The organism is Kurthia sp. YJT4 (assembly GCF_030219945.1).
GTDB classification, from domain to species: Bacteria; Bacillota; Bacilli; order Bacillales_A; family Planococcaceae; genus Kurthia; species Kurthia gibsonii.
Map to the genome: position 1 here is coordinate 52,035 of NZ_CP126689.1, position 26,641 is coordinate 78,675.

Genomic DNA, 26,641 nt, shown 5'->3' on the forward strand with positions numbered 1-26,641 from the left:
GTTTAAACTCCTTTCAATTGAACGAGTGCACTCATATCTAATGAATGAATCGAATGTGTTAAAGCACCGAGTGAGATGTAATGTACTTCAGTAGCTGCATATTCAGGTAAGGTATCAAGCGTAATACCACCAGAAGCTTCCGTTATGATGTGAGGTGGAATAAGTGTTAACCACGACTCAATTTCTGCTGGCGTACGATTATCAAGTAGTAGAAGGTCAACACTTGCTTCAATCGCTTCAATTAATTGTTCCTTTGTTTCGACTTCGACTTCAATTTTGGTTGTGTGACCTAATTTTTGTTTTACATGGTTCACAGCTTTTGAAATACTTCCGGCAAATTCAATATGGTTATCTTTTAACATGACACAGTCATACAGTCCACTGCGATGGTTAAAGCCGCCTCCTACACGTACAGCATATTTTTCAAACATACGTAAGCCAGGTGTTGTTTTACGTGTATCACAAATACGTGTACGCGAATTTGTAGTTGCGGCTACTGCTAGAGCTGTTTTGGTGGAAATCGCTGACATACGCTGAATTAGATTCAAAATGACGCGCTCTCCACTGAGAAGTGTGCGAATAGGTCCTTCAATACGTGCAATTAAATCGCCTTTTTGAATTACTGTACCATCTTGAATCAATTCATGAACTTGAATTGATTCATCGGTTAGTAATTGAAAACCGATTTGAATAATTTTTTCGCCACAAAAGATCCCATCCTCCTTTGCGTAAAGTGAAAATTCACCTCTTTGTTTCTCATCGAATAGTAATTCAGAAGATAGATCTGTATCACCGATGTCTTCATTGAAAAATTCCGTAAGTTGTTGTTTGAGTTTGAGTAAATTCATACCATGTCCCCCTATAAATTGGCTGGTCTTTTTGTTGAATAAATAATGTTTGTGTTAAAGAATTATCACTTTGTGGATAGTCACTTCGAATATGCCCCCCACGTGATTCTTTTCTTGCAAGGGCAGCTTGTACAATTAATTGAGCGGTTACGTGCATAAAATAGTGTTCTATATCTAGTTGCGTCAAGTGGCGAACATCTTGTAGAAGTGGTTGTTGTAACTGCGTGCTTAATTGATCTAAATCATGTTCATTTCGAATGATACCTACTGCATGCATCATATGTTGTTGCAATACACTCGGTGTCATGAGTGATGGAAGTTGCTTCTTCTGTGTTGTAATTACATTTTCTGTGTAGTCAATCTCGCATGATGTATGTAAGTGCTTCGCTAAACGTTTTCCAAAAGCTAACCCTTCTAATAGAGAATTACTAGCTAATCGATTGGCACCATGAATGCCATTACAAGCAACTTCCCCAATTGCATACAATCCGGGCAACGATGTTTCACTATTTACATTAGTCATAATTCCACCCATTAAAAAATGACTTCCTACAGTAATCGGAATACGTTGAGTTTCTAAAGAAATGCTCAAATCACTACATTTTTTAGCGATGCTCGGAAATTGAGTTGTGAAATTTTCAACGCATGAAATATCTAAAAAAACGGTATGCCCTTGTTTTATTTGATCGTAAACTGCTTTTGCTGTAATGTGTCGCGGTGCTAAATCACGTTGTGAATAATCTTCCATAAAATAATGTTGCTGTTCATTAACGAAACGTGCACCAGCACCTCTCACAGCTTCTGATACAAGACCATGCGTCTTTCCTTCCTGGAAAAGTAGCGTAGGATGAAATTGAATAAATTCTAAATCAGCTACAGTTGCACCAGCCAAGTAAGCCAAAGCAATCCCATCGCCAAAGCTATTTTCGCAATTTGAAGTTTGCGGGTACAGTGATCCAATGCCTCCTGTTGCTAGAATGACAGCTTCACCTGTGTAACGACATAATGCACCCTCCACATTCTTTGTATAAACACCGATTACACGTTGTTCTGGATTCTTAATTAATTGAATTGCACATTCTTGTTCATGCACGATGACGTTTGATGGGAGTGTTTTGTATAAAAATTCAATTGTATTTTTGCCTGTCGCATCACCGCCACTATGGATAATTCTGTGATGTGAATGGGCGCCTTCTAAACCAAGTGAAACCTCACCATCGCTTGTCCGGTCTACAGGTAAACCAGCTTGAATTAATTCTTTCGTAGCGATGTGACCTTCTCTTACGAGGAGTTGTACCATCTCATGGTTCGTATGATTAACACCTGCTTCATGTGTATCTTGTTCATGTGAGGAGAAGGAGTCTTCATGATGCCAAACCGTTGCAATGCCACCTTGTGCATAATAAGAACTGCTTTCATAAATTTCTCTTTTTGTAATGAGGTGAATTGTTTTATGAGAGGGTAATAGGCGGGCGCATTGAAGTGCGGCAATCCCGCTACCGATAATCAAAATATGATTTTTCATTTTACTTAACCTTCTTTACAGTTGTCTTGTCACATATATTTACATAAAATATGAAATAAAACAAGTTTTGTTTATAGAAAGAGGTTTTCGTATGGTGTACCTAGATTATGCTGCTACAGCGCCTATGAGCGATGAAGCCATTCGTATGTACGGGGAAGTTGCAACTACTTATTATGGAAATGCGTCTAGTTTACATGAAGCGGGTTGGTATGCGGCACAAATTTTACAACTAACTAGAGAGCAAATTGCTTCAATTTTATCAGTTTCTTCAGATGGTATTTATTTTACAGGTAGTGGTACGGAAGGGAACTTAATCGCAATCCTATCCATTATATTAGGGCAAAAAAAGCGGCAAATTATTACAACGATGGCAGAACACACTTCTGTTCATGCTGCGATGAATACATTGACAAGATGGGGCTATGAAGTCATCAAATTACCTTTAATGCCATGTGGACAAATTAATTTAGAAGAGTTAGAAATGCTGATTACAGAAGATACTGCACTTATTAGTGTGCAACATATCAATGCAGAAATTGGTGTCATTCAGCCAATTGAAGAAATATGTGAAATCGCGAAAAAATATCAAATCCCTGTGCATACAGATTGCGTGCAATCCTTTGGAAAGGTACCTTTACATGAACTTGCGAAAATGGTTGATAGTTTGACCGTTTCGGCGCATAAAATCGGTGGCCCGAAAGGAATGGGGGCAATTTATATTCATCCTAAAAGAATCATTGAACCTTTATTTCCTGGTGTAACACATGAGAAGGGAATGCGTGGTGGTACAGTAGATATTCCATCTGTAGCTGCTTTTTCAGCGGCGATGAATCAGTTATTTACAGAGCAAGATCTTGTAAAGTTAACGCAATTACGACAGTACATGTTAGCAGAACTTCGTACACTACCGATTGAAGTAGTTGAATCGTCAAAAGAGCAATATTCTGGAATTATTGGCATGATGGCGAAAGGGATGGAAGGTCAATTGATGATGTTGGAATTAAGTGAGAGAGGCTTTTATATTTCAACGGGAAGTGCGTGTGATGTAGAGCAAGATGAAGGTACAAAAACAGTTCTTGCAATGGGTTATACACCATCACAAGCGCGTCAGTTTTTCCGTGTATCATTACATCCTAAAAATACATTGGAAGAAATAGAAGAATTCGTAGAAGAAATGGGTAATATTATAAAAAAACATGAATTTTCTATGAACAAGTAAATGTGATTTTTCGAGCAGAATAAAGAGGAACTGTCTAAACAATAGCTTTTATGCGAATAAAAAAGGCAAAGATTTCTAATCATAAGTTGTATGACCTCTTTTTGTCAAGTCATGTACCCTTGAAAAATGCTTACATTTACTATATAGTCATAATAGAAAATCAGCTAAATGGAGGACTTGCGAAATGACAAAAATTTATGCGGTAGTTTTGGCTGCTGGTCAAGGAACGCGTATGAAGTCCAAATTATATAAAGTTCTTCATCCGGTTTGTGGGAAGCCAATGGTTGAGCACGTTGTCGATCATATTCGTGATTTAGACGTAACAAAGATTGTATCAATTGTTGGTCACGGCGCTGAGAAAGTAAAAGAGCAGTTAGGTGACAAAAGTGAGTATGTGTTACAAGAAGAACAACTTGGAACAGCTCATGCAGTTCAGCAAGCTGAAACTTTACTAGGCGACCTAGAAGGCACAACCATCGTTATTTGTGGAGATACACCATTAATCCGCCCTGAAACGATGAAGGCATTACTAGAGCACCACCAGCAACAAGCTGCAAAAGCAACTATCTTAACAGCTGTCGCTGAAAATCCTACAGGTTATGGTCGTATTCTTCGTAATGAAGAAGGACATGTTGAACAGATTGTAGAGCAAAAAGATGCAACAGTTGAACAACAAAAAGTAACCGAAATTAATACAGGCACATATTGTTTCGATAATAAAGCACTATTTGAAACATTAAAACTTGTTAAAAACGATAATGCACAGGGTGAATACTATTTACCAGATGTCATTGAAATTTTAAAACAACAAGGCGAAATCGTATCTGCATATATTTCAGACGATTTCTCTGAAAATTTAGGAGTCAATGATCGTGTAGCACTTTCTCAAGCAGAAGAAATTATGCGTGCGCGTATTAACGAAACACATATGAGAAATGGTGTAACAATCATTAATCCAGCAAATACGTATATCGGTGCAGATGTTACAATTGGTAGCGATACAATTGTTTACCCAGGTACTTTACTTGAAGGTCAAACGGTGATTGGTGAGGATTGCTATATTGGCCCGAACAGCCATATTGTAGATAGCCAAATCGGTCATCGTACAAAAATTGATGCATCTGTTGTGGAAGAAAGTATGATTGGTGAAGATGTCACAGTCGGACCTTATGCACACATTCGTCCAGCTTCAAATGTTTTAAATCGCGCAAAAGTAGGCAACTTTGTTGAGTTGAAGAAAACAACTTTAGGTGAAGGAAGCAAAGCTTCACATTTAACTTACTTAGGTGACGCTGAAATCGGTGCAGACGTTAATATTGGCTGCGGGACGATTACAGTAAATTATGACGGTGTTAATAAATTTAAAACGACAATCGGTGATCGTTCATTCATCGGCTGTAACGCAAATTTAGTAGCACCTGTAACAATTCATTCAGACACATATGTAGCGGCTGGAACAACAGTTACAAAAGAAGTTCCGCCATTCGCACTTGCCATTGGACGTTCTCGTCAAGAGAACAAAGAGAATTACGTTAACAAATTAAATTCTAATAAATAATTAATATTTAACAGGAGGCCATCATGCCGTATCAATATGCTAACTCAAAATTAAAAATCTTTTCTCTGAATTCTAACGAACCACTTGCAGCTTCGATTGCAAAAGAAATGGGAGTAGAACTTGGTAAAAGTTCTGTAAAACACTTCAGTGATGGAGAAATTCAAATCAGTATTGAGGAAAGTATTCGTGGTTGTGACGTATTCATCGTGCAGTCAACTTCAGCTCCAGTAAACGAAAACTTAATGGAGTTATTAATTATGATTGATGCTGTTAAACGTGCTTCAGCTCGTACAGTAAACGTAGTAATGCCATACTATGGTTATGCTCGTCAAGATCGTAAAGCACGCTCACGTGAACCAATTACGGCTAAATTAGTGGCTAACCTACTAGAAACAGCAGGTGCAACACGCGTTGTACTTCTTGATTTACATGCTCCACAAATTCAAGGTTTCTTTGATATCTTAATCGACCACCTTGTTGGTGTTCCATTAATCTCTGATTACTTCAGCCAAAAAGGTTGGAACCCAGAAGATATTGTAGTAGTATCACCAGATCACGGTGGTGTAACACGTGCACGTAAAATGGCAGAACGCTTAAAAGCACCAATCGCGATTATCGATAAGCGTCGTCCAAAACCAAACGTTGCAGAAGTTATGAACATCGTTGGTAATGTAGAAGGTAAAATTTGTATCTTAATCGATGATATCATCGATACAGCTGGTACAATTACAATCGGTGCGGATGCATTATTAAAATCAGGTGCAAAAGAAGTATATGCTTCTTGTACACACCCTGTATTATCAGGCCCAGCAATCGAGCGTATCGATAACTCTGTAATTAAAGAGTTAGTAATTACAGATTCAATCCAATTACCAGAAGAAAAGAAAATCGCGAAAATTACACAACTATCAGTTGCAAAATTGTTAGCAGATGCAATCGTTCGCATTTACGAAAACAAATCAGTATCAAAATTATTCGATTAATCATTCGAATGAGAGCAGGTGGGGTTCATCCTCATCTGTTCTTTTTTTATGCAACAAATTATCATGTGAAGCGTCCTAGTATTGTAAGAATGCCAAACGCATTCATTTGCTCCATGTTTATAGCACTTAAAACAGGGTATGTGTATTAGGTGTAACTATGAGACGGAAGGGGAAATGAAACATGCCAGAAACTTTACAAGTAAAGAAAAGACAAGCACATAAGAATTCAGTTTTAAGAGAATTAAGACAGGATGGTTTTGTGCCAGCAGTTGTGTACGGCTATCAAGTAAATACCACTCCAATCGCAGTAAACGAACGAGATCTTGAGAAGAAATTACGTGAAGAAGGCAGAAATGCAGTCTTATCTTTAGAATTAGATGGGAAACACGTAAATGCTGTATTATCAGAAGTTCAGAAAGATCCATTAAAAGACACATTGATTCATTTAGACTTTTTAGCAGTTAATATGAATCGTAAAATTGAGATGGAAGTGCCAATTCTGATTGTTGGTGAATCAGTGGGTGTAAAAGAGGGCGGCTCATTACAACAGCCAAATCGCGAAATTACTTTATTCGTTGAACCTTCAAATATTCCAGAATCAATTGAAGTAGACATTACAGAGCTTGGTATTGGTGATTCACTTGCTGTAGTAGATATTCGTGAACAAGTAGACTTTGATGTCCTACATGAAGACGATTTTGTACTTGCTACAGTTTTACCGCCAGTATCTGACAAAGACTTAGAACCTTCATTAGAAGAAGGAGAAGTAGAAGCAGATAATGGTAAGGAAGCTGAAGATCCATCACCACTAGAAAATTAAATAGATATGAATTAAATAAAAACAAAACGCAACGATTTCAACAGAGTCGTTGCGTTTTGTTTCTGTTTAAACGTTCGAAGTATTCGTATTTTGTTTAAAAAGATGGGGTATGTTAAAATAACAAGGATTAGTATAGAAAAGGATGTAGTAGATATGAAATTAATCATTGGATTAGGGAATCCAGGTAAGCCATATGAACATACACATCATAACGTAGGTTTTGACACAATTGATGTATTGGCAGACCGCATGGGAATTACATTAAATCAAACGAAATTTAATGGTGTCTATGGTACGGTACATCGTCCAGAGGGTAAAGTCATTTTATTAAAACCATTAACATATATGAATCTATCAGGAGAATGTGTACGACCACTGATGGATTATTTTGATATTGATATAGAAGATATTGTCGTAATATATGATGACCTTGATTTAGAAAAAGGTAAATTACGTTTACGTCAAAAAGGTAGTGCAGGTGGACATAATGGGATTAAGTCGTTAATTCAACATTTAGGAACACAGGAATTTAATCGCATCCGCATTGGCATTAATCGCCCACCACAAGGTATGAAGGTGTCAGATTATGTACTAGCACGTTTTTCAAAAGAAGATCAGCCATTAATGCAAGAGTCCTTTGAAAAAGCAGCCGATGCAAGCATGTATTGGTTAGAGAAGCCATTCGTAGAAGTCATGAATAAATTTAATCAAAAGTAAACAGAATAGATGCGTGTAGCTTTGGTAAACAACTTACCAAAGCCTTTTTCTATATGAAGAATAGGAGGAAAACATGGAAATCTTACGTCGGTTATTGATGAAAGACATGGAAGTAGCAGCATTAATTGAAGATATAAGAAGAGAACAACCTGCACAACTTGTAACAGGATTATCCGGAAGCGCAAGATCGGCTTTCATCGCTACAATGTATGCAGAAACAAAAAAATCAATCTACATGATTGCACCGAATATGTTGCAAGCACAGTCTTTGTATGAGGACTTATCAAAATTAATTGGTAGTGATGAAGTACATTACTACCCAGCAGATGAGTTTATCGCGGCAGATATGGCTTTAGCAAGTCCCGAATTACGTGCACAGCGTATCGCAACGCTGGATCATATGATTCATGATGTACAAGGCATCTATATTATTCCTGCTGCTGGTATGCGTAAAGTAATGACACCGAAAGAGCAGTGGTCATCACTTCGTTATACGTTAAAACTCGGCGATGATTTAGATACACAGGAACTATTGAAGCAATTAGTCATGATGGGCTATACGCGAAATGGTATGGTGACAACTCCCGGCGAGTTCGCTGTTCGAGGTGGAATTATCGATATTTATCCGCCATATGATGATCATCCTGTTCGAATTGAGCTGTTTGATACTGAGATTGATTCGATTCGTACGTTCTCAGCAGATGATCAGCGCTCAATTGCGAAATTACAAGAGATGGTGATCTTACCAGCGATGGAGTTTGTATTATCTACAGATGAACGACACGCCCTTGCAGAACGTTTAGAAGCTGGTTTAAGTGAAAGTTTAAAAAAGGTAAAAACAGATGCAGTAAAAACAGCACTTTATGAAAATGTACAAGCAGATATTGCGCTATTACAACAAGGTGAATTACCTGAGTATGTAAATCGCTATGGCTCTTTATTATATGAAAATCCAACTTTTTTAGGTGATTATTTCAAACGAGATGGCATTGTAATTTTTGATGAATTAACACGTATTCAAGAAACAATGGAAGCGTGGGATTCAGAGGAAAAAGAATGGCTGCTTGAGATGATTGAACTCGGTAAGATGTTGCACAGTGTGAAACCATCTTTCAGCTTTAAAGAATTACTTGCGAATATCGAGCAACAAAAAATCTTCTTTGCTTTATTTGCGCGCGGATTTAAAGGAATGACGTTTACAACCACACGTAATTTTTCATGTAAACCGATGCAACATTTTCACGGGCAGATTGCTCTGTTGAATAGTGAAATTGAACGTTGGGTGTCAAGTGACTTTACAACGCTCTTTTTAACAGAGAATGAAGAACGAATCGATGTATTACAAAATCTATTGGCAGACCACGGTGTAGAAGTACAACTCGGTGAACCGAATGGACCGGGTGTTTTCATTATGTCTGGTGCTTTAACTAATGGTTTTGAGATGCCAATTCCGAAATTAGCAATCGTGACAGAAGATGAGCTATTTAAGCAACAAAAGAAACGTAAAGCACGTCCTAAAACGATGACCAATGCGGAACGAATTAAAAGCTATACAGAGATTAAACCAGGGGACTATATTGTCCATGTACATCATGGTATTGGTAAATATATTGGCATTGAAACACTCGAAATTAACGGGAACTATAAAGATTATTTGCATATTCGTTATCGTGCAGATGATAAGTTATATGTACCAGTCGATCAAATTGACTTAGTTCAAAAATATGTGGGTTCAGAAGACAAAGAGCCAAAGCTTCACAAATTAGGCGGAGCAGAGTGGAAAAAGACGAAAACCAAAGTATCAAAAGCAGTTCAAGATATTGCGGATGATTTAATTAAGCTATACGCTGAACGCGAAGCAGCAAAAGGTTTTGCCTTCTCTCCTGATGGCGATGAGATGCATCAATTTGAAGCTGCCTTCCCATATGAGGAAACAGAAGACCAACTACGCACAATTCAAGAAGTGAAAATGGATATGGAGCGTGAACGTCCAATGGATCGTCTTGTTTGTGGAGATGTAGGTTATGGTAAAACAGAAGTAGCCATTCGTGCAGCGCATAAAGCGATTTTAGATGGTAAACAAGTCGCTTTCTTAGTGCCAACAACGATTTTAGCGCAACAACATTATGAAACAATGCTTGATAGATTCCAAGATCTTCCGGTTAATATCGGTTTACTTAGCCGCTTCCGTACGCGTAAACAGCAAACGGAAACATTAAAAGCCTTGAAAGATGGACAAGTAGACATTTTAATCGGGACACATCGCATTTTATCAAAAGATGTGATTTATAAAGATTTAGGCTTATTAATTGTTGATGAAGAGCAGCGTTTTGGTGTCACACATAAAGAGAAAATTAAGACATTGAAAACAAATATTGACGTGCTAACGTTAACCGCAACACCGATTCCACGTACGCTTCATATGTCGATGGTCGGTGTGCGTGATTTATCGGTTATTGAAACACCTCCTGCAAACCGTTTCCCTGTACAAACGTATGTCATGGAACATAATGGCGCACTTGTACGAGAAGCGATTGAGCGTGAGATGTCGCGTGGTGGACAAGTCTTCTACTTACACAATCGTGTAGAGGATATGGCAAAACAAGTCGATCAAATTCAATCACTCGTACCTGAAGCGCGTGTTGCGTATGCGCATGGGAAGATGACGGAGAATGAGTTAGAATCAATCATTTTAGGCTTCTTGGAGGGCGAATTTGATGTATTAGTTACAACAACGATTATTGAGACAGGAATTGATATTCCAAATGTTAATACGCTGATTGTGAACAATGCAGACCGTATGGGATTATCACAACTTTACCAATTACGTGGACGTGTAGGACGTTCTAATCGTGTTGCTTATGCATACTTCATGTATCAACGTGATAAAGTACTGACAGAAGTTGCGGAACAACGTTTACAAGCGGTAAAAGAATTTACGGAGCTTGGTTCTGGTTTTAAAATTGCGATGCGCGATTTATCCATTCGCGGCGCAGGGAATTTACTTGGTGCGCAACAACATGGCTTTATTGATTCAGTTGGTTTCGACTTGTATTCACAAATGCTTGAAGATGCCGTAACTGAAAAACAAACAGGTGAGAAAAAGACCGAAGAAAAAGGAATCGAGATTCTTCTTCCGTATGATGCATATTTACCGGATACGTATATTCCAGACGGTTATCAAAAAATTCAAATGTATAAGCGTATTAAAGCGATTGAAACAGAAGAAGCTTATCACGAAATTTCAGAAGAATTAGTAGACCGTTTTGGTGACTTGCCAATCGAAGTGGATCGCTTAATGCGTATTGCACGTATGAAAGCATGGGGATTAGAAGTTGGCTTAGAGTCCATCAAACTAAAAAATAAAATGTACCGTATTACGCTATCAATGGATGGTACACAACGAATTGATGGTAGTAAGATGGTTTCTGATTCGATGGTTTTAGGGCGAGCAGTTGGCTTTACATTGGAAGATGGAAAACTTGTTTTAACAATTGATGAACGAAAGATGTCAAAAGATCAAGATGTCTTTGATTTGGTTGAAGCGGTTGTTCAATTATTGCCAGCTTCACTAAAAGAAGAAAATCCTGCATAATTTTTGTGAAAGGAGGAACTAAAGAAGTAGTTTCTCCTTTTTACATAAGTATTCAAAAAAATGTAGTAATGGAAAGAGGATGCGAATGACAAAAGTAAAAGGCTATGCAAAAGGAGTTGCCCTTTTAACAATGGCAGCACTTTTTGTAAAAGTATTAAGTATGGTCTATCGTGTCCCCTTTCAAAACTTAGTGGGGGACCAAGGATTCTTTATTTATCAACAAGTCTATCCATTTGTGGCTGTTTTCATGACATGGACATCGAGTGGTCTAGCGATTGCTGTTTCGAAGATGATTGCAGATGAACTTGGTCAACCATTGAAAAGGCAACAAGCAATATCGCAATTGTTATATCGCGCGCTATGGGTATTTTCAATTCTTTTATTTATTGGCATGTATAGTGCTTCTGATTTTTTTGCGCGTGCAATGGGTGATGAACAGCTAGGCTTTTTATTGAAAATCGGTTCACTTGTTATTTTTACAGTACCGACATTATCTATGTATAAAGGAAAGTTACAAGCACATGGCAATCTACAAACTGTTGCTGTGATGCAAGTGATTGAACAAGTTGTACGGGTAACTGTTATTTTAGGCGGTACAGCATATGTTATGGCTACTTCACAGTCATTATATACAGCTGGAGCAGTCGCTGTTTTAGGGACAGTTAGTGGCGAATGGATTGGTGTCCTACTTCTAATGTTATACATGAGAAAAAAGCGCCAGTCGATTTATTTACTTAACAAAGAAAATACAGTTGTTCGAAAGCGTGAATTTTTGAAAAAGATGCTCGTTGTGAGTATAAGTGCGAGTATGAGTAGTCTACTGTTGATTTTCTTTCAAATTGTCGATGCATTTACCGTATTTGATACGCTCGTTCAGTATATTGAACAACCTATTGATGCGATGAAAGAGAAAGGGATTTATGACCGTGGTCAACCACTTGTACAAGTTGGATTAGTGATTGCTACATCATTCTCTATGGCCATTGTACCGATGATTGCAAGCGCGATGAAAAAAAGAAAAGGCGAGCAAATGCGCCAACTCATTCGTGTTACTTTTCAAGCAACACTTCTTTTTGGTGTAGCAGCAACAGTTGGTTTAATGCTCGTTATGCCTTATTTGAATAAAGCTTTATTTGAAACAGCAGATTTATCAGATGTACTGTCGGTCTATGTTATTCAAATTATTATGCTTTCAATGATTATGGCAATTACAGCGATTTTACAAGGTTTAGGGTATCGTAAAGGCCCTACGTACATTTTAGCCATCAGCTTGTTGATCAAAATACTAATTACAAAACCATTTGTACACTATTTTGGAATAGTAGGTGCAGCATGGTCGAGTAATCTAGCTCTAATCGTAGGTGCATGTAGTTTAGTGTATTATTTAAAAAAGAAACAAGATATTCAGTTAGCCAGTCGTCTGTTTTATCAAATCACAGGTTACGCAACAGTTTGTATGGTATTTGTTGTAGGTGGTATTCGCATATTTGATGAGATTTTAGCAATTGATAGTCGTTTATATGCAGCAATTATGATGCTTTTCTTAGTCATCATTGGTGGGAGTATCTTTATTTTATGTATTACACGTTATCGAATTTTTACAGTAAAAGAATGGTTGTTATTACCGCTTGGCAGTAAGATGGCGGCATTACAATTATTTTTAAATCGAAAATAGGTGGGTTAAAAATGAAAGAAATTACAGTTGTAGGTTTAGGTGCAGGTGACTTTGAACAGTTACCGATGGGTGTTTACCGAACATTAAAAAATGCAAAAGAAGTATATATGCGTACATTAGATCATCCTGTTGTCGCGGAATTACAAAAAGAAGGTGTATCATTTATCAGTTTTGATGAAGTGTATGAAAAACATGATGAATTTTTACCCGTATATCAAGAAATCGCTTCTACATTAATTGAAAAAGCTGAAAAGGAACCTGTTCTTTATGCAGTTCCAGGTCATCCACTTGTTGCAGAGATGACGATTCAACTATTAATTGAAGCGGAGAAAAAAGGTGAGATTCAGTTATCGATTGAAGGTGGGCAGAGCTTTTTAGATGCGATGTTTACAACGCTTAAAATTGATCCGATTGACGGCTTCCAAATGGTAGATGGTGCAACGTTTTCCGTTCATCACGTGCATATGCAAAATCATTTATTAATTGCACAAGTGTATGACCAAATTAGCGCCTCACACGTAAAATTAACATTGATGGAGAAGTATCCAGATAATTATGAAGTAACAATCGTAACAGCAGCAGGTTCAAAAGAGGAAGTCATTAAAACGGTACCGTTATATGAATTAGATCACGTTGCGGAAATTAATAATTTAACAACTGTCTATGTTCCACCTGTTCAAGATGCAAAAGAGGCATTAAAGGAGTTTTCAACATTACGTGAAATCATTGCCACACTTCGTAGTCCAGAAGGTTGCGAATGGGACCGTGCGCAAACACATGAAAGTTTAACACGTTATTTACTTGAAGAAGCACATGAAGCAATCCAGGCAGTAAATGAACAAGATGATGACCATATGATTGAGGAATTTGGCGATTTGTTAATGCTTGTTTTAATGAATGCACAAATTGGAGAAGATGAAGGCTATTTCAACTTAGAAGATATTATTCAAGCGATTAACGAAAAAATGATTCGTCGTCATCCGCATGTTTTCGGTGATGTACACGTTGAAAGTGTTGAGGAAATTAATGCGAATTGGGAAAAAATTAAAAAAGAAGAACACCAGAACCATGAAGATGAACCTGTACTAAAAGGTGAGTATCGTGCAGCTTCATCGTTACAAACTTCATATAATTATCAAAAAAAAGCAGCGAAATTAGGGTTTGAATGGGGTACAACTGAAGCATTTTGGGGTAAAGTGGAAGAAGAGTTAGCTGAATTAAAAGAAGCAATCGAAAAAGGAACAAAAGAAGAGCAAATCGAAGAATTCGGCGATGTACTAACGACTCTTGTGAATGTAGCACGTCATTACAAGATTTCTGCTGAAGAAGCGATGGTATTAGCGAATGCGAAATTTGCAAAACGTTTCGGATATGTAGAGCAACAAGTAAAAGGTAGTTGGGAAGACTACTCTGTAGAAGCATTATTACAATTTTGGAGAGAAGCCAAAGAAAAAGAAGGAGAATCATTATGAGATTAGATAAATTTTTGAAACTCTCACGTTTAATCAAACGTCGTACATTAGCAAAAGAGGTAGCTGATCAAGGGCGTATTGAAATCAACGGGAAAGTGGTAAAAGCAGCGAGTAAAGTAAAAGTGGGCGATGAATTAGCGATTCGCTTCGGTCAAAAAATTGTAACAGTACGAGTAGAGTTATTAAAAGATGTTGTGCGTAAAGAAGAAGCAAGTACAATGTACACAATTTTAAAAGAAGAAAGACTGGAAAAAATCGAGCCACAATTCATTGACGATGAAGAATAGGTAGAAAAAAGAACTATTTTTTGTTAATTTATTGCAAAAATGTGGTTTGACAATACAATATTTGTCGATTTTCCTTTATAATGAACAAATAGATTGGTCAAAAAAAGGAGGAGAGATTGTGTCTGAAAGAAAGCGTAATACAGTAAGTCGTATTCATACAGAATTTGCAAAACAAGAAGAGCTTCGTGAAAAAAGACTACATAATAAAAAAGTTTCGCTGTATCGAAATCTCGCTATTATGGGTACAGTTTTCTTCTTAATTATGGGTACATTAGTATTTACAATTATAAATCAGCATCAAGTATTGAAAAAAGAACAACAAGAACAAGTAGCATTAAAAAAAGAAAAGTTAGAACAAAAGCAATATAAGAAAGAATTAAATGCGCAACTCGTAAAATTAGATGATGATGATTACATCGCTAAGATTGTACGAAAAGACTTATTTTTATCTAAAAAAGGTGAGAAAATATTCCATTTACCAGAAGACTCAGAAGACGACGAAGGAATAGATCTTACGGAAAATGAAAAGAAGTAGTGTTGTTGACACGTGTTTTTTCATCGTTATAATAAGAGTAAGTCATAAGCAAGCTTAAAGTCATTGGAACTTTAAATATGTTCATCTGACGCGTCTTATTGTAAAATAAGAATAAGCAATACAGATGAATGAGCGATTGCGTATCATTCCCGTCGGACTACGGCTGAATTACTTGCAGTGGATATTCATATAGTGTATATGGGTAGAACAATGAAGTATTGAAGAAAAGTACCAAACAATATGGTTATTGACTAGAAATAGTCGCTTAAATTCTAAGGAGGAGCATTTTTTTTATGGCAATTGAAGTAGGCAGCAAAGTGCAAGGTAAAGTAACAGGTATTACAAATTTTGGAGCATTCGTTGAATTACCAGATAACTCAACAGGTCTTGTGCATATTAGTGAAGTTGCTGATAACTATGTAAAAGATATTAACGATCATTTAAAAGTTGGAGAAATGGTTGAAGTTAAGGTAATGAATGTGGAAGCTGATGGTAAAATTGGACTTTCAATTCGTAAAGCAAAACCTCAAGCAGAATGTCCAGAGCGTCCAGAACGCCCGCAACGTCCTCGTCATAACAATAATCGTGGTGGCGGAAATCGTGGCGAGAGTCGTCAACCGCAAGAGAACTTCGAACAAAAAATGGCACGTTTCTTAAAAGACAGTGAAGACCGTCTAACAACATTAAAGCGTGCAACTGAATCAAAACGCGGTGGCCGTGGAGCAAAAAGAGGTTAATTTGCAAACTCTTTGGTCATAGAAAAAGTGTTTGAATAGATCTTAAAAGGTGAGAGAATTCTTGGTTAAGAATTCTCTCACCTTTTTATAGTTATCGAAAATAGCCATTTTTAAAAAGATTGTTTATAATAATTGTAATAAATTCCTTATATAGCATGATTCAATTAGTTTATTATTATCGTAAAAAAACAAAAAAAGAAACTTTCCTAATTGGAAAGCTTCTTTTAATATGACCCCTACGGGATTCGAACCCGTGTTACCGCCGTGAAAGGGCGGTGTCTTAACCGCTTGACCAAGGGGCCGATTATGGCGACCGAGGGGATCGAACCCCCGACCTTTCGGGTATGAACCGAACGCTCTAGCCAGCTGAGCTAGGTCGCCGTTAGTTGCTGTCTTTTTGACAACATAGATTATATTACAAGAGGATTGCGATACCGTCAACCCATTTTTGAAAAAAAAATAATACTTTGCAAAAGTATTTGTTTTTCCACGATATTTATAGCATTTTTTAGAAAAAATTGGGGTATTAAATAAGGAATGAAAAATAATACCATCTTATTTGGTATTGATTTATAAAATATTTGATAAGGAGGGGGTTTCAACACTTTATTCTATTACTTCTACCTCTGTAAAATGCTATGATAAAGCTAAGAGGTGAAAGAGATGGTCAAATTTGAGCAGGAAGTGAATGAATATATTCAAACTCATGCGTTGATTCAATCTGGAGATCGCATTTTAGTTGCATGTTCAGGTGGAATTGATTCGATTGTCCTTTTACACTTTCTACACACTTATCAAAAACATTATGCAATTGATTTAGCAGCTGTACATGTAAACCATATGTTACGCGGTGAAGCGTCGTATGAAGATCGACAGTTTGTAGAAGATTTTTGTAAGGAAAGAGAAATCCCTGTTTTCTCTACAGATATTCCAATTTCTGAAATTTTGAAAAGAGAGAATGGTAATTTACAAGACACTTGTAGAAGAGAACGGTATCACTATTTTGAACAAGTGATGAAGCAACATCATTACAATAAATTAGCTGTGGCACACCATGCTGATGACCAAATGGAGACGGTATTAATGGCTCTTATAAAAGGAGCTCATATCCAAGGGGTTCTAGGTATGTCTGCTGAGAAATCTTGGCGCTCATTTAAAATTATTCGCCCTTTTCTAAGTGTAACAAGAGAACAACTCGTCGCGTATTTAAATAGTCAATCTTTAATATATAGAGAAGATGCAAGTAATGCAAAAGACGATTATTTACGAAATCGTATACGCCACCATGTCGTTCCTTTTATGAAGAAAGAGAATCCACAAGTTGCAGCAGCTTTTCAGTATTTTACCGAAAAAGAGCAAGCAGAAGATGTTTATTTAAACGAGCAAGCAGAAAGTGTTTTAAAACAGTGTGAAATACAAAAAAGTGATGATGAGATTTATCTGCGTATTCTTCCGTTTCAAAAGCAGTCACTTGCTTTACAAAGAAGAGCCATTCTACTACTATTAAAATATCTTTACAAAGATACAATCGTTGCGCAAAGTCATGCACTTTGGACAGCTATTTTAGAGCTTATTCAAAAAACAGATGGACATAACGAAATTTCACTGCCTTTAGGAGGAAGAGCGATTCGCACATATGATGTTTTGGTTTTAACAAAACGTCCACAAGTACAGCAAGTCGTCCAACCACTTCAGCTGCAATTAGGTGAATGGGTCACCTTAATAAATGGTTGTAAAATAGGAGTGTTCCAAAAAAGTTCAGCGCCACAAGTAAGTAAATACGTTAAAAGTTACATACTGTCTACACAACAACTTCCTTTAACCATTCGAACAAAAGAAGTTGGTGATCGTATGTACTTACCAGGTGTGAATGGTTCTAAAAAGGTATCACGCATTTTAATTGATGCGAAAATACCGCAGTCAAAAAGAAGTACATGGCCTATTCTTGTGGATGCAAAGAATCAAATTTTAGCGATTCTAGATTTACGAGTGAGTCGTCTTTTACAAGACGATATGCGTTCAATAGATGATGGTGTAGTATTAATGATAGATACCGCTCCAAAGCAGTAATCTATTTATATTTAAGGAGGATACAAATATGCTTCAAAAGGACATCGAAGAAGTATTAATTTCTGAAGAACAATTACAAGAAAAAATGAAAGAACTTGGTGCACAGTTAACAGCTGATTATCAAGACAAATTCCCATTATTAGTGGGTGTTTTAAAAGGTGCTATGCCTTTTATGGCAGATTTAATGAAGCGTATTGATGCATACATCGAAATTGATTTCATGGATGTAACAAGCTATGGTAACGCAACGGTATCTTCAGGTGAAGTAAAAATCGTAAAAGATTTGAATACAAGTGTTGAAGGTCGCGATATTATCATCATTGAAGATATCATCGATTCAGGTTTAACACTAAGCTATCTAGTAGATTTATTTAAATATCGTAAAGCAAAATCAATTAAAATCGTAACATTATTAGATAAGCCATCAGGACGTAAAGTGAAGCTAGAAGCAGACTATGTAGGCTTCGACGTACCAGATGCGTTCGTTGTTGGTTATGGTTTAGACTACGCAGAAAAATATCGTAACTTACCATATATTGGCGTGCTGAAAAAATCAGTTTATTCATTTTAAAATAATGTGACAAATTTCACTTGAAATTTGTTTAAAACAAAGCTTTTAAATTGTACGCGCAAATAGTCATATGATAAGATTTATTATAGTTTTTCTGTTTACCTTGTGAGGAGGCTGGGGATGAATCGAGTATTTCGATACGCCATATTGTATTTATTGATTTTCCTCGTGATTGTAGGGATTTTTGGCACATTCAATGGCAAAAATAAACCGACAAAAGAATTGAATTATCACGAGTTTGTAACAGCGTTAGAAGATGGACAAATTACAGAGGCGGATATTCAACCTGAACGGTTAGTATTCGTTGTAAAAGGTAAGTTAGAAGGTTATAAACAAGATGAATCGTTTATTACGAATGTACCACAAGATGATCAGGAATTATTAAACTTAATTCGTAAAGCAGCGCAAGATAATAAGAACAATATTAATTTCTTACCTGCACAAGAATCAAATGGTTGGTTATCGTTATTAACAGGGATTATCCCATTCATCATTATTTTCATTCTCTTCTTCTTCTTATTAAATCAATCTCAGGGCGGTGGAAACCGTGTAATGAGTTTTGGTAAGAGTAAAGCAAAATTGTATGATGACCAAAAGAAACGTGTACGCTTCACAGATGTAGCTGGTGCTGATGAAGAAAAGCAAGAGCTTGTAGAAGTAGTAGACTTCTTGAAGGATCATACGAAATTTGAAGAGATTGGTGCACGCATTCCGAAGGGGATTCTATTAGTAGGTCCTCCAGGAACAGGTAAAACATTATTAGCACGTGCGGTAGCCGGTGAAGCGGGCGTACCATTCTTCTCGATTTCAGGTTCTGATTTCGTAGAGATGTTTGTCGGTGTCGGTGCGTCACGTGTACGTGATTTATTTGAAAATGCGAAGAAAAATGCGCCATGTATCATTTTCATCGATGAAATTGATGCAGTAGGTCGTCAACGTGGAGCTGGTGTTGGTGGTGGTCACGATGAACGTGAACAAACATTAAACCAATTACTTGTTGAGATGGATGGTTTCGGAGCAAATGAAGGTATTATTATCATTGCTGCCACAAACCGCCCAGATATTTTAGACCCTGCATTGTTACGTCCAGGTCGTTTTGACCGTCAAATTACAGTAGGTCGTCCAGATGTTAAAGGTCGTGAAGCTGTATTAAAAGTTCATGCACGTAAAAAACCATTAGATGAATCAGTAGATTTAAAAGCAATCGCACAACGTACACCAGGATTCTCTGGTGCCGATTTAGAAAACTTATTAAATGAAGCTGCACTTGTTGCTGCTCGTTCAAATAAGAAGAAAATCGATATGGGTGATATTGATGAAGCAACAGACCGTGTAATCGCGGGTGTTGCGAAAACAAGCCGCGTAATCTCTGAGAAAGAACGTAACATCGTTGCTTATCATGAAGCAGGTCACGTTGTTGTTGGTTTAACACTTGATGAAGCTGAAAAGGTTCATAAAGTAACCATCGTACCACGTGGACAAGCAGGTGGTTATGCAGTAATGCTTCCAAAAGAAGATCGTTACTTCATGACAAAACCAGAGCTTCTTGATAAAGTAGCGGGCTTACTTGGTGGACGTGTAGCAGAAGATGTCGTATTTGGTGAAGTATCAACAGGTGCGCATAATGACTTCCAACGTGTTACAAGTATTGTTCGTTCAATGGTTACAGAATACGGTATGAGTGATAAGTTAGGTCAATTACAATTCGGCGCAAATCAAGGTGGTAATGTATTCTTAGGACGCGATATGTCTTCAGAACAAAATTACTCTGATAAAATCGCATATGAAATTGATCAAGAGATGCAATCAATGGTTGCAGAACAATATCAACGTACAAAAGATATTCTGACTGAACGTCGTGAATTATTAAATCTAATCGCACAAACGCTATTAGAAGTTGAAACACTAGATGCAGAACAAATCGAACACTTAGAGAAGTATGGTAAGTTACCAGAACGCTCATATGAAAAGAAAAAAGTAGACGATGATCCAGAAGCACTTGTGTTAGATGAAACATTTGGAGGAGACCCTGATCCATCGACAGCGGATCTTCCAAAACCAGATTCATTAAGTAAAAATAAAGACGGTATTCAAGAAGAACGTGAATAAAAAATTTTGACCGACTCTCCGAGTCGGTCAACTTTTTTTTATAGGAGTACCTGTGTTATGATGTCGAAAGATGTTTTAATTATGCTTATAAAGAAAAGAGGATATAATACATGTCAGATTATTTAGTAAGAGCAATTGGTTTTAACGGAAGTGTGCGTGCATTTGCTGTAAGCTCAACAGAAACAGTAGGTGAAGCACAACGTCGACACGATACATGGCCAACAGCTTCAGCAGCACTTGGACGTACAATGACTGCTGGTGTCATGATGGGTGCTATGCAAAAAGGTGACGACCAATTAACAATTAAAGTTCAAGGTGACGGTCCTATTGGTGCGATTATCGTTGACGCAAACGCAAAAGGTGAAGTACGTGGTTATACAATGAACCCGCACGTGGATTTTGAATTAAATCAATTCGGTAAATTAGATGTACGCCGTGCTGTAGGTACACAAGGTTCGTTATCTGTTGTAAAAGATGCTGGATTACGTGATTACTTTACAGGACAAGTTGAATTAGTATCAGGTGAATTAGGTGAAGATTTCGCATATTACTTCACAAAATCGGAACAAACACCGTCAGCAGTTGGTTTAGGCGTACTTGTTAATCCAGATTATACAATTAAAGCAGCAGGGGGCTTCATTGTCCAAGTTATGCCAGGTGTAGATGATGAAACCATTACACAAATCGAAGAAGCACTATCAAAAATTGAACCTGTTTCAAAAATGATTGAAAAAGGCTTCACACCAGAAGAAATTTTAGAAGCAGTGTTAGGTAAAGAACATGTCGAAATTTTAGATCGCCAAGATGTTACATTCTCATGTAACTGTTCAAAAGATCGTTTTTCAAATGCTTTAATTGGACTAGGTGAAGAAGAATTACAGGCGATGATTGATGAAGATCATGGTGCAGAAGCTGAATGTCATTTCTGTATGGAAAAATACAGTTATTCAGAAGACGAATTACGCGATATTATCGAAGAAGTACGCGCTCAAAAATAATACAAAAAAGCTTTCCGCTCAAGTTTGGAGTGGAAAGCTTTTTTATTTATGTCATTTAACGATTTAAAATATTTTTTAATTTTTTCACTGCATAGGGGATTTCATGCAATTGTAAGCTAGCAAACCCTAGAATAAAATAACGCCCATCATCCTCATCCTCTACAGGTATAAGGTAAAAGCGTTCTAAACTAAAAATTTCAAGACTTTCATTTTTAGCACATTCTAAAATCTCTGCATAAGATCTTTCTGTATTGTAATGAATAATAAAATGTAGTCCAGCTGGCACATCGATAATATTTAAGTCCTCGTCAAAAGCCTCTTCTAGTGTATGAATTAAACATTTGCGTACTTCTTCAAAGTGTTCAGTCATGGTTGATAAGTGTTTTTGGTAATAACCATCTTTCATAAAAAAATGTAAAGTATATAAGTTTAATGTGTTACAAGATGGAATTAAATGATTGAATTTTTCTTTATACTTTTTTAAAAGGTTAGGTGGCAGTACCATATAACTAATACGAATACCAGGAAACAATGTTTTGGAGAATGTACCCATGTAGATAGTACGTTGACTACGATCCAAACTTTGTAGCGAGGGAATATGCGCTGTTTCATATTTATATTCACTATCATAATCATCTTCAATAATATAACGCTCTTGCGGAACGTTGACCCAGTTTAATAATTCAAATCTTCTAGAGATCGGCATAATCATCCCCATAGGAAATTGATGTGCAGGTGTGACACATACGAGTTGGACATCTTGATTTTGAAGTCGTTCTACATCAAACCCCTTTTCATCAAGAGGTACCGTTAATACATCCCATCCATAATCTTCAATTAACGCTTTATAACGTGCGTAACCTGGATTTTCTAATGCGATGGTATGCGGTGCATCATCAAATAATTCGAGTAGTTGGCTCATTAAAGCCTGACTAGAAGAATGAAGCACTACTTGCTCTGGCTCACAACGTACACCTCGTTTAAAGTTCAAATGTTGTGCTAAAGTCTGACGCACAATGTAAGGTCCTTGCTGGTGAGATAAGTGAGATAGCTCATTATTGAATTGCTGAATCGCTTTTTGCTCACACTTTAACCATTCGTTATAAGGAAACAGGCTCATATTCGAAGCCATATGTGAAAATGAAGTCTGGTAAGGGCGTTCAATCGGCTGCTCTTTTAATTCAGCTGGTAGCCCACTCCATTCTTGATCATCTAAATCATACCTTGTAATGTCCTCTACAAAATATCCTTTTCTTTCTAAACTATAAACATACCCTTCTACAATAAGTTGATCGAGTGCGACAATGACGGAGTTAATACTCACGTTGAATTGCTCGGAAATTTTTCTTTTAGATAATAATTTCTCATGAGGTTGATAATTCCCAGCTAAAATTTGTTCTTTGATGCGTTCATATACAAGTTGATATTTATATTTTTTATCTTTTAGCATCATATGTCACAACTCCTTTTTGAAAAGTGGTTCTTTTCTTTTTTTCTATAAATTGGCATACTTTTAATAAGTTAGAAAATTAAGAATGTTTGTAGCGTAAAATTGAATAAGCGAGAATAATTTATATGTGTAAAAATATGTATATTTTAATCGCGCTGAAAACTCTCAGAATAAGTGTAACATATTCTTACTTTTCTGAAAACGTATGGAGTGTACCTGAAAAATGGATATCCATAAGTAAATCAATCATTCTTGATCAATTAAAGAACATGAAGGAGGGACTTCTTATTAAAAAGGTACGTGCAGGTATCACATGGGTGAATGATTATCACCCAACATATGTGGAAGCGCCATGGGGTGGATATAAACAATCGGGTATTGGTCGTAGTTTAGGTAAATACAGTTTGGAAGAATTCCAAGAAGTAAAACAGATTAATATTCGTTTAAATGTAGAGCCAAATGGTTGGTTCCCAACGAATTAAATAAAAGAAAGGGAGTCGCTTCATAATAAGGAGTGGCTCTTTTTTTTACGAAAATTTAGAAAAATACATTTTTTGTCACATTTTAGGGTATCTTTTGATTGACATTCATAAAATGCGCGCGTATTATTAAATTAATAAAACATACAAATTTACTAGGGATTAGGAGTGGGATTGCATGACAAATCAAATTGTACAATCAGTAACAGATTTAGTAGGTAATACACCAATCGTTAAATTAAATAACTTAACAGGACCAAATGACGCAAACGTATATGTGAAATTAGAATATATGAACCCAGGAAGTTCTGTAAAAGATCGTCTAGCTTTAGGTATGGTAGAACAAGCTGAAAAAGACGGTATTTTAAAAGAAGGTAGCACATTAATTGAGCCAACTTCAGGTAATACAGGAATCGGTTTAGCGATGATTGCTGCTGCAAAAGGTTATAAATCAGTCATCGTAATGCCAGATACAATGTCAATGGAACGTCGTAACTTATTACGTGCATATGGTGCAGAATTAATCTTAACACCAGGTGCAGAAGGTATGAAAGGCGCTATTGCAAAAGCAGAAGAACTTGCAAAAGAAAATGGCTGGTTCTTACCGCAACAATTCGAAAACCCTGTAAATGCTGTTGTTCACCGCGAAACAACAGGTCCAGAAATCGTTGATGCATTCGAACAAGCTGGTTTAACATTGGATGCGTTCATCGCAGGTGTTGGTACAGGCGGTACAATTACAGGTGCAGGTGAAGTATTAAAAGCAAAATTCCCTGAACTAGAAGTAATCGCTGTAGAACCAAAAGATTCACCTGTATTAGAAGGTGGAAAACCAGGTCCACATAAAATCCAAGGTATTGGTGCTGGTTTCGTACCAAAAGTATTAAACACAGAAGTATATGGCTCTGTTTTCCCAGTAGAAAATGAAGCAGCATTTGATACAGCACGTAAAGTAGCAAAAGAAGAAGGTATTCTAGGTGGTATTTCTTCTGGAGCAGCTGTCTATGCAGCACTTGAAACAGCAAAACGTCTTGGAAAAGGCAAAAACGTACTAGCAGTTCTTGCTTCAAACGGAGAACGTTACCTATCAACACCACTTTATCACTTTGATGACTAATCAATAGATGATTGAATAAGAGGAATTGTGCTTTGGCGCAATTCCTTTTTTGTGTTTGGCTCTGTTTAACTTGATTGTTGTTTTTCTTCAAATTAAAAGCGTATTCGGGAAATTTCGAATACGCTGGTTTGCGAGTGGCAAATACATAAAAATCTACCCTTTATAACGTTTCAATCTTTTGAAAAATCTCTTTGTAAAGGATATCCAACTCTTTTTCATCTTTCAAATAGAAATACCAAGCATCTTCTCTATTTGCATCAATATCAGATAAATAAATTGTCGTATGCGAACCATTATTTAATGATTCCCAATGAGCCGTTTTAAAGGTAATCCCTTCTCTTGTAAATGGAAAATGACGTTTTGTTGAATCGAAAAAAATAATAGGCATTTTAGAATGATCATAAACTTTAATAAATCTATCATCTGATGCTTCTTCAAACATCACTGGTGTTATCATAACCGCATCAAAATTTGTTGAAATACGCAATGTATCTTCACTAAATTCATCTAATAGAATTTGTTCGAATTGAATTTTTTCGTTATTCAATTCAGGAATATCACCAACCACAGCAATTTTTAAAGGTACTCCATCATATTTAACTTCATCATTTGAACACGCAACTAATAATAACAAACTTATTATTAATAAAATTTTTCTCAAATTTATCCCTCCTTCTTTTTTCGTAATCCTGTTCTTTTATAGCTAAGGCTACTTGTTTTTCATTCATTATACAGTATCGTTCTACAAATATTCCCAAAACATTTTTATGCTATCATTTTTCTTAATAGTATCGTTGCGTTTGTTTTGTTTATTGGGTATAAGCAACTTTCCACCGCAAATGCACGAATACTACGTTCATTAGAATCAAACGAAAGTGTATCCAAGAAATTAAACCATGCCAAATACTGTTGCAAATATTTTGTAGCAACTCCTTTAAAACGTATTATCCATTGTTTTAAGCGTTGATGAAAATTGTTTACATTTTGTATATGAAAAATCCCCTTAGTTCATTCTGCACCTGTTTTAAAACGATAGTGTGTAAATCCTTTATCATTTGCATACGTTTTAAACGCTCGCCAAGCATCGGTGCATAGTACGGTTGAAGAATTCAATTTATCACCAATCGCTTTATCTAATTGTTTTTTCGTTATACGACCACGACCAAGTAACCCAACAAAAGTATTTTTTGTTCGGTCACGAGCCACTAATACACATACTTGTTCGTGACTAATCCCTTTAAATTGAGATTTACCACCCCGTTTGCGAGGTTTTCTTCCTGCGATTTTACGCTTTCCTTTTTCAGAGTATAAGAAGTAAGTTTCGTCCATTTCAACAATTTCTTCGAATGAATTGATTTTAATTTGTGATAAGGCAGAAAGGATTTTATGTCGCCAAAAAATAACGTAGTATGTGAAATTCCCTTCATCTTTTTAGCGGATTCATGAAGGCTTAATCCACTTAACATACATTCGATAAATTCTAACCAACGATTTGATTTTCTTGTTCGATAAATAGGCGTAGCAGTTGATTCTGTAAATGTTTTTTGACAGTTTTTACAACGATATCGTTGACGCTTTACCGTTTTTAACCCATTTTTCACTTCAAATGTCCCAAAACGAACAACATTTGAAGCAGTACTATGAACACAACACAGCCCATTCTTTGCTTTCGTTTCACTTACTTCTTGAAAAACAGGTCGAGTACCGTGAAGGAGCATTAATAATCTCAACTACCTTCATAACTTCGCCCCTCCGAACAGATATTCTTAACAGTGTTTTAGAATGAATGTTCGTAATAGTCAAATATCAACAACTTAATTAAACAGAGCCTTGTGTTTAAAATGTAGTCACTTTTGCGAAAACTTCCAACATTTCA

General features: G+C 36.5%; 20 protein-coding genes, 2 tRNA genes and 2 pseudogenes. 17 read left to right on the forward strand and 7 right to left on the reverse strand.

All coding sequences use genetic code 11. The annotated features are described in order from the left end of the window. Window positions 1-2: 2 nt before the first annotated feature. Both nadC and nadB read right to left on the reverse strand, forming a co-directional pair. A complete protein-coding gene (gene nadC / locus QN089_RS00270; RefSeq protein ID WP_285215688.1) occupies window positions 3-848 on the reverse strand; it encodes a carboxylating nicotinate-nucleotide diphosphorylase in 846 nt (281 codons plus the stop codon). Beyond that, window positions 802-2,373 carry an L-aspartate oxidase gene (gene nadB / locus QN089_RS00275; RefSeq protein ID WP_285215689.1) on the reverse strand — a complete coding sequence of 524 codons (1,572 nt, stop codon included), beginning with the start codon at window positions 2,371-2,373 and terminating at the stop codon, window positions 802-804. Before nadB ends, nadC begins: the two co-directional genes overlap by 47 nt. A 91-nt stretch (window positions 2,374-2,464) precedes the next feature. Here nadB and QN089_RS00280 point away from each other — a divergent pair, with 91 nt between their 5' ends. From QN089_RS00280 to QN089_RS00330, 11 genes are all read left to right on the forward strand, one after another. Further along, window positions 2,465-3,592: an IscS subfamily cysteine desulfurase gene (locus tag QN089_RS00280; protein ID WP_068456739.1), complete on the forward strand. Its 1,128-nt coding sequence runs from the start codon at window positions 2,465-2,467 to the stop codon at window positions 3,590-3,592. 184 nt (window positions 3,593-3,776) lie between these two features. Continuing rightward, entirely contained in the window at window positions 3,777-5,150 is a 1,374-nt protein-coding gene (gene glmU, locus QN089_RS00285; RefSeq protein ID WP_068456736.1) for a bifunctional UDP-N-acetylglucosamine diphosphorylase/glucosamine-1-phosphate N-acetyltransferase GlmU, read from the forward strand. Window positions 5,151-5,173: 23 nt separating this feature from the next. After that, window positions 5,174-6,133, forward strand: coding sequence for a ribose-phosphate diphosphokinase (locus QN089_RS00290; RefSeq protein WP_068456734.1), 960 nt, complete (start codon window positions 5,174-5,176; stop codon window positions 6,131-6,133). Window positions 6,134-6,314: 181 nt separating this feature from the next. Next, window positions 6,315-6,953, forward strand: a complete 639-nt coding sequence (locus tag QN089_RS00295; protein ID WP_068456731.1) for a 50S ribosomal protein L25/general stress protein Ctc — start codon at window positions 6,315-6,317, stop codon at window positions 6,951-6,953. Window positions 6,954-7,106: 153 nt separating this feature from the next. Further along, window positions 7,107-7,670 (forward strand): aminoacyl-tRNA hydrolase, encoded by a 564-nt coding sequence (pth, locus tag QN089_RS00300; protein ID WP_068456728.1) that lies wholly within the window; start codon window positions 7,107-7,109, stop codon window positions 7,668-7,670. Between the two features lie 73 nt (window positions 7,671-7,743). Beyond that, window positions 7,744-11,265 (forward strand): transcription-repair coupling factor, encoded by a 3,522-nt coding sequence (gene mfd, locus QN089_RS00305; RefSeq protein ID WP_087682573.1) that lies wholly within the window; start codon window positions 7,744-7,746, stop codon window positions 11,263-11,265. Between the two features lie 85 nt (window positions 11,266-11,350). Then, window positions 11,351-12,940, forward strand: a complete 1,590-nt coding sequence (locus tag QN089_RS00310) for a putative polysaccharide biosynthesis protein (RefSeq protein WP_285215690.1) — start codon at window positions 11,351-11,353, stop codon at window positions 12,938-12,940. 11 nt (window positions 12,941-12,951) lie between these two features. After that, on the forward strand, window positions 12,952-14,412 hold the full coding sequence (yabN, locus tag QN089_RS00315) for a bifunctional methyltransferase/pyrophosphohydrolase YabN (protein WP_285215691.1): 1,461 nt from the start codon (window positions 12,952-12,954) through the stop codon (window positions 14,410-14,412). Continuing rightward, window positions 14,409-14,699, forward strand: a complete 291-nt coding sequence (locus QN089_RS00320) for an RNA-binding S4 domain-containing protein (protein WP_068456716.1) — start codon at window positions 14,409-14,411, stop codon at window positions 14,697-14,699. Before yabN ends, QN089_RS00320 begins: the two co-directional genes overlap by 4 nt. Window positions 14,700-14,817: 118 nt before the next feature. After that, entirely contained in the window at window positions 14,818-15,234 is a 417-nt protein-coding gene (locus tag QN089_RS00325) for an FtsB family cell division protein (RefSeq protein ID WP_068456713.1), read from the forward strand. 293 nt (window positions 15,235-15,527) lie between these two features. After that, complete coding sequence (locus QN089_RS00330) at window positions 15,528-15,971, forward strand: S1 domain-containing RNA-binding protein (RefSeq protein ID WP_285215692.1); 444 nt, start codon at window positions 15,528-15,530, stop codon at window positions 15,969-15,971. A gap of 230 nt (window positions 15,972-16,201) precedes the next feature. On the opposite strand, the gene QN089_RS00335 is transcribed toward QN089_RS00330, so the two are convergent. Beyond that, window positions 16,202-16,273, reverse strand: a tRNA-Glu gene (locus QN089_RS00335). A 5-nt stretch (window positions 16,274-16,278) separates the two neighbouring features. Further along, window positions 16,279-16,352: transfer RNA gene (locus tag QN089_RS00340), tRNA-Met, on the reverse strand. 282 nt (window positions 16,353-16,634) lie between these two features. Between QN089_RS00340 and tilS the strand changes: the two genes are divergently transcribed. The 4 genes from tilS (at window position 16,635) to hslO (ending at window position 21,719) form a co-directional block, all read left to right on the forward strand. Beyond that, window positions 16,635-18,041 carry a tRNA lysidine(34) synthetase TilS gene (gene tilS, locus QN089_RS00345; protein WP_285215693.1) on the forward strand — a complete coding sequence of 469 codons (1,407 nt, stop codon included), beginning with the start codon at window positions 16,635-16,637 and terminating at the stop codon, window positions 18,039-18,041. A 28-nt stretch (window positions 18,042-18,069) separates the two neighbouring features. Continuing rightward, window positions 18,070-18,612, forward strand: coding sequence for a hypoxanthine phosphoribosyltransferase (gene hpt / locus QN089_RS00350; protein ID WP_068456705.1), 543 nt, complete (start codon window positions 18,070-18,072; stop codon window positions 18,610-18,612). A gap of 120 nt (window positions 18,613-18,732) precedes the next feature. Beyond that, a complete protein-coding gene (ftsH, locus tag QN089_RS00355; protein ID WP_068456702.1) occupies window positions 18,733-20,721 on the forward strand; it encodes an ATP-dependent zinc metalloprotease FtsH in 1,989 nt (662 codons plus the stop codon). A 110-nt stretch (window positions 20,722-20,831) separates the two neighbouring features. Continuing rightward, complete coding sequence (gene hslO / locus QN089_RS00360; protein WP_285215694.1) at window positions 20,832-21,719, forward strand: Hsp33 family molecular chaperone HslO; 888 nt, start codon at window positions 20,832-20,834, stop codon at window positions 21,717-21,719. A gap of 55 nt (window positions 21,720-21,774) precedes the next feature. Here the strand turns inward: hslO and gabR are convergent, their stop codons facing one another. Further along, on the reverse strand, window positions 21,775-23,172 hold the full coding sequence (gabR, locus tag QN089_RS00365) for a MocR-like transcriptional regulator GabR (protein WP_285215695.1): 1,398 nt from the start codon (window positions 23,170-23,172) through the stop codon (window positions 21,775-21,777). A gap of 281 nt (window positions 23,173-23,453) precedes the next feature. Here gabR and QN089_RS00370 point away from each other — a divergent pair. After that, window positions 23,454-23,651 (forward strand): annotated as a pseudogene (locus tag QN089_RS00370) (aldehyde dehydrogenase family protein); the annotation flags it as partial. A 175-nt stretch (window positions 23,652-23,826) separates the two neighbouring features. Then, window positions 23,827-24,765, forward strand: a complete 939-nt coding sequence (gene cysK / locus QN089_RS00375; protein WP_068456684.1) for a cysteine synthase A — start codon at window positions 23,827-23,829, stop codon at window positions 24,763-24,765. A 160-nt stretch (window positions 24,766-24,925) separates the two neighbouring features. On the opposite strand, the gene QN089_RS00380 is transcribed toward cysK, so the two are convergent. Continuing rightward, a complete protein-coding gene (locus tag QN089_RS00380) occupies window positions 24,926-25,426 on the reverse strand; it encodes an amino acid oxidase (protein WP_285215696.1) in 501 nt (166 codons plus the stop codon). A gap of 104 nt (window positions 25,427-25,530) precedes the next feature. After that, a pseudogene (locus tag QN089_RS00385) lies at window positions 25,531-26,468 on the reverse strand (IS1595 family transposase); the annotation flags it as partial. Between the last annotated feature and the right edge of the window lie 173 nt (window positions 26,469-26,641).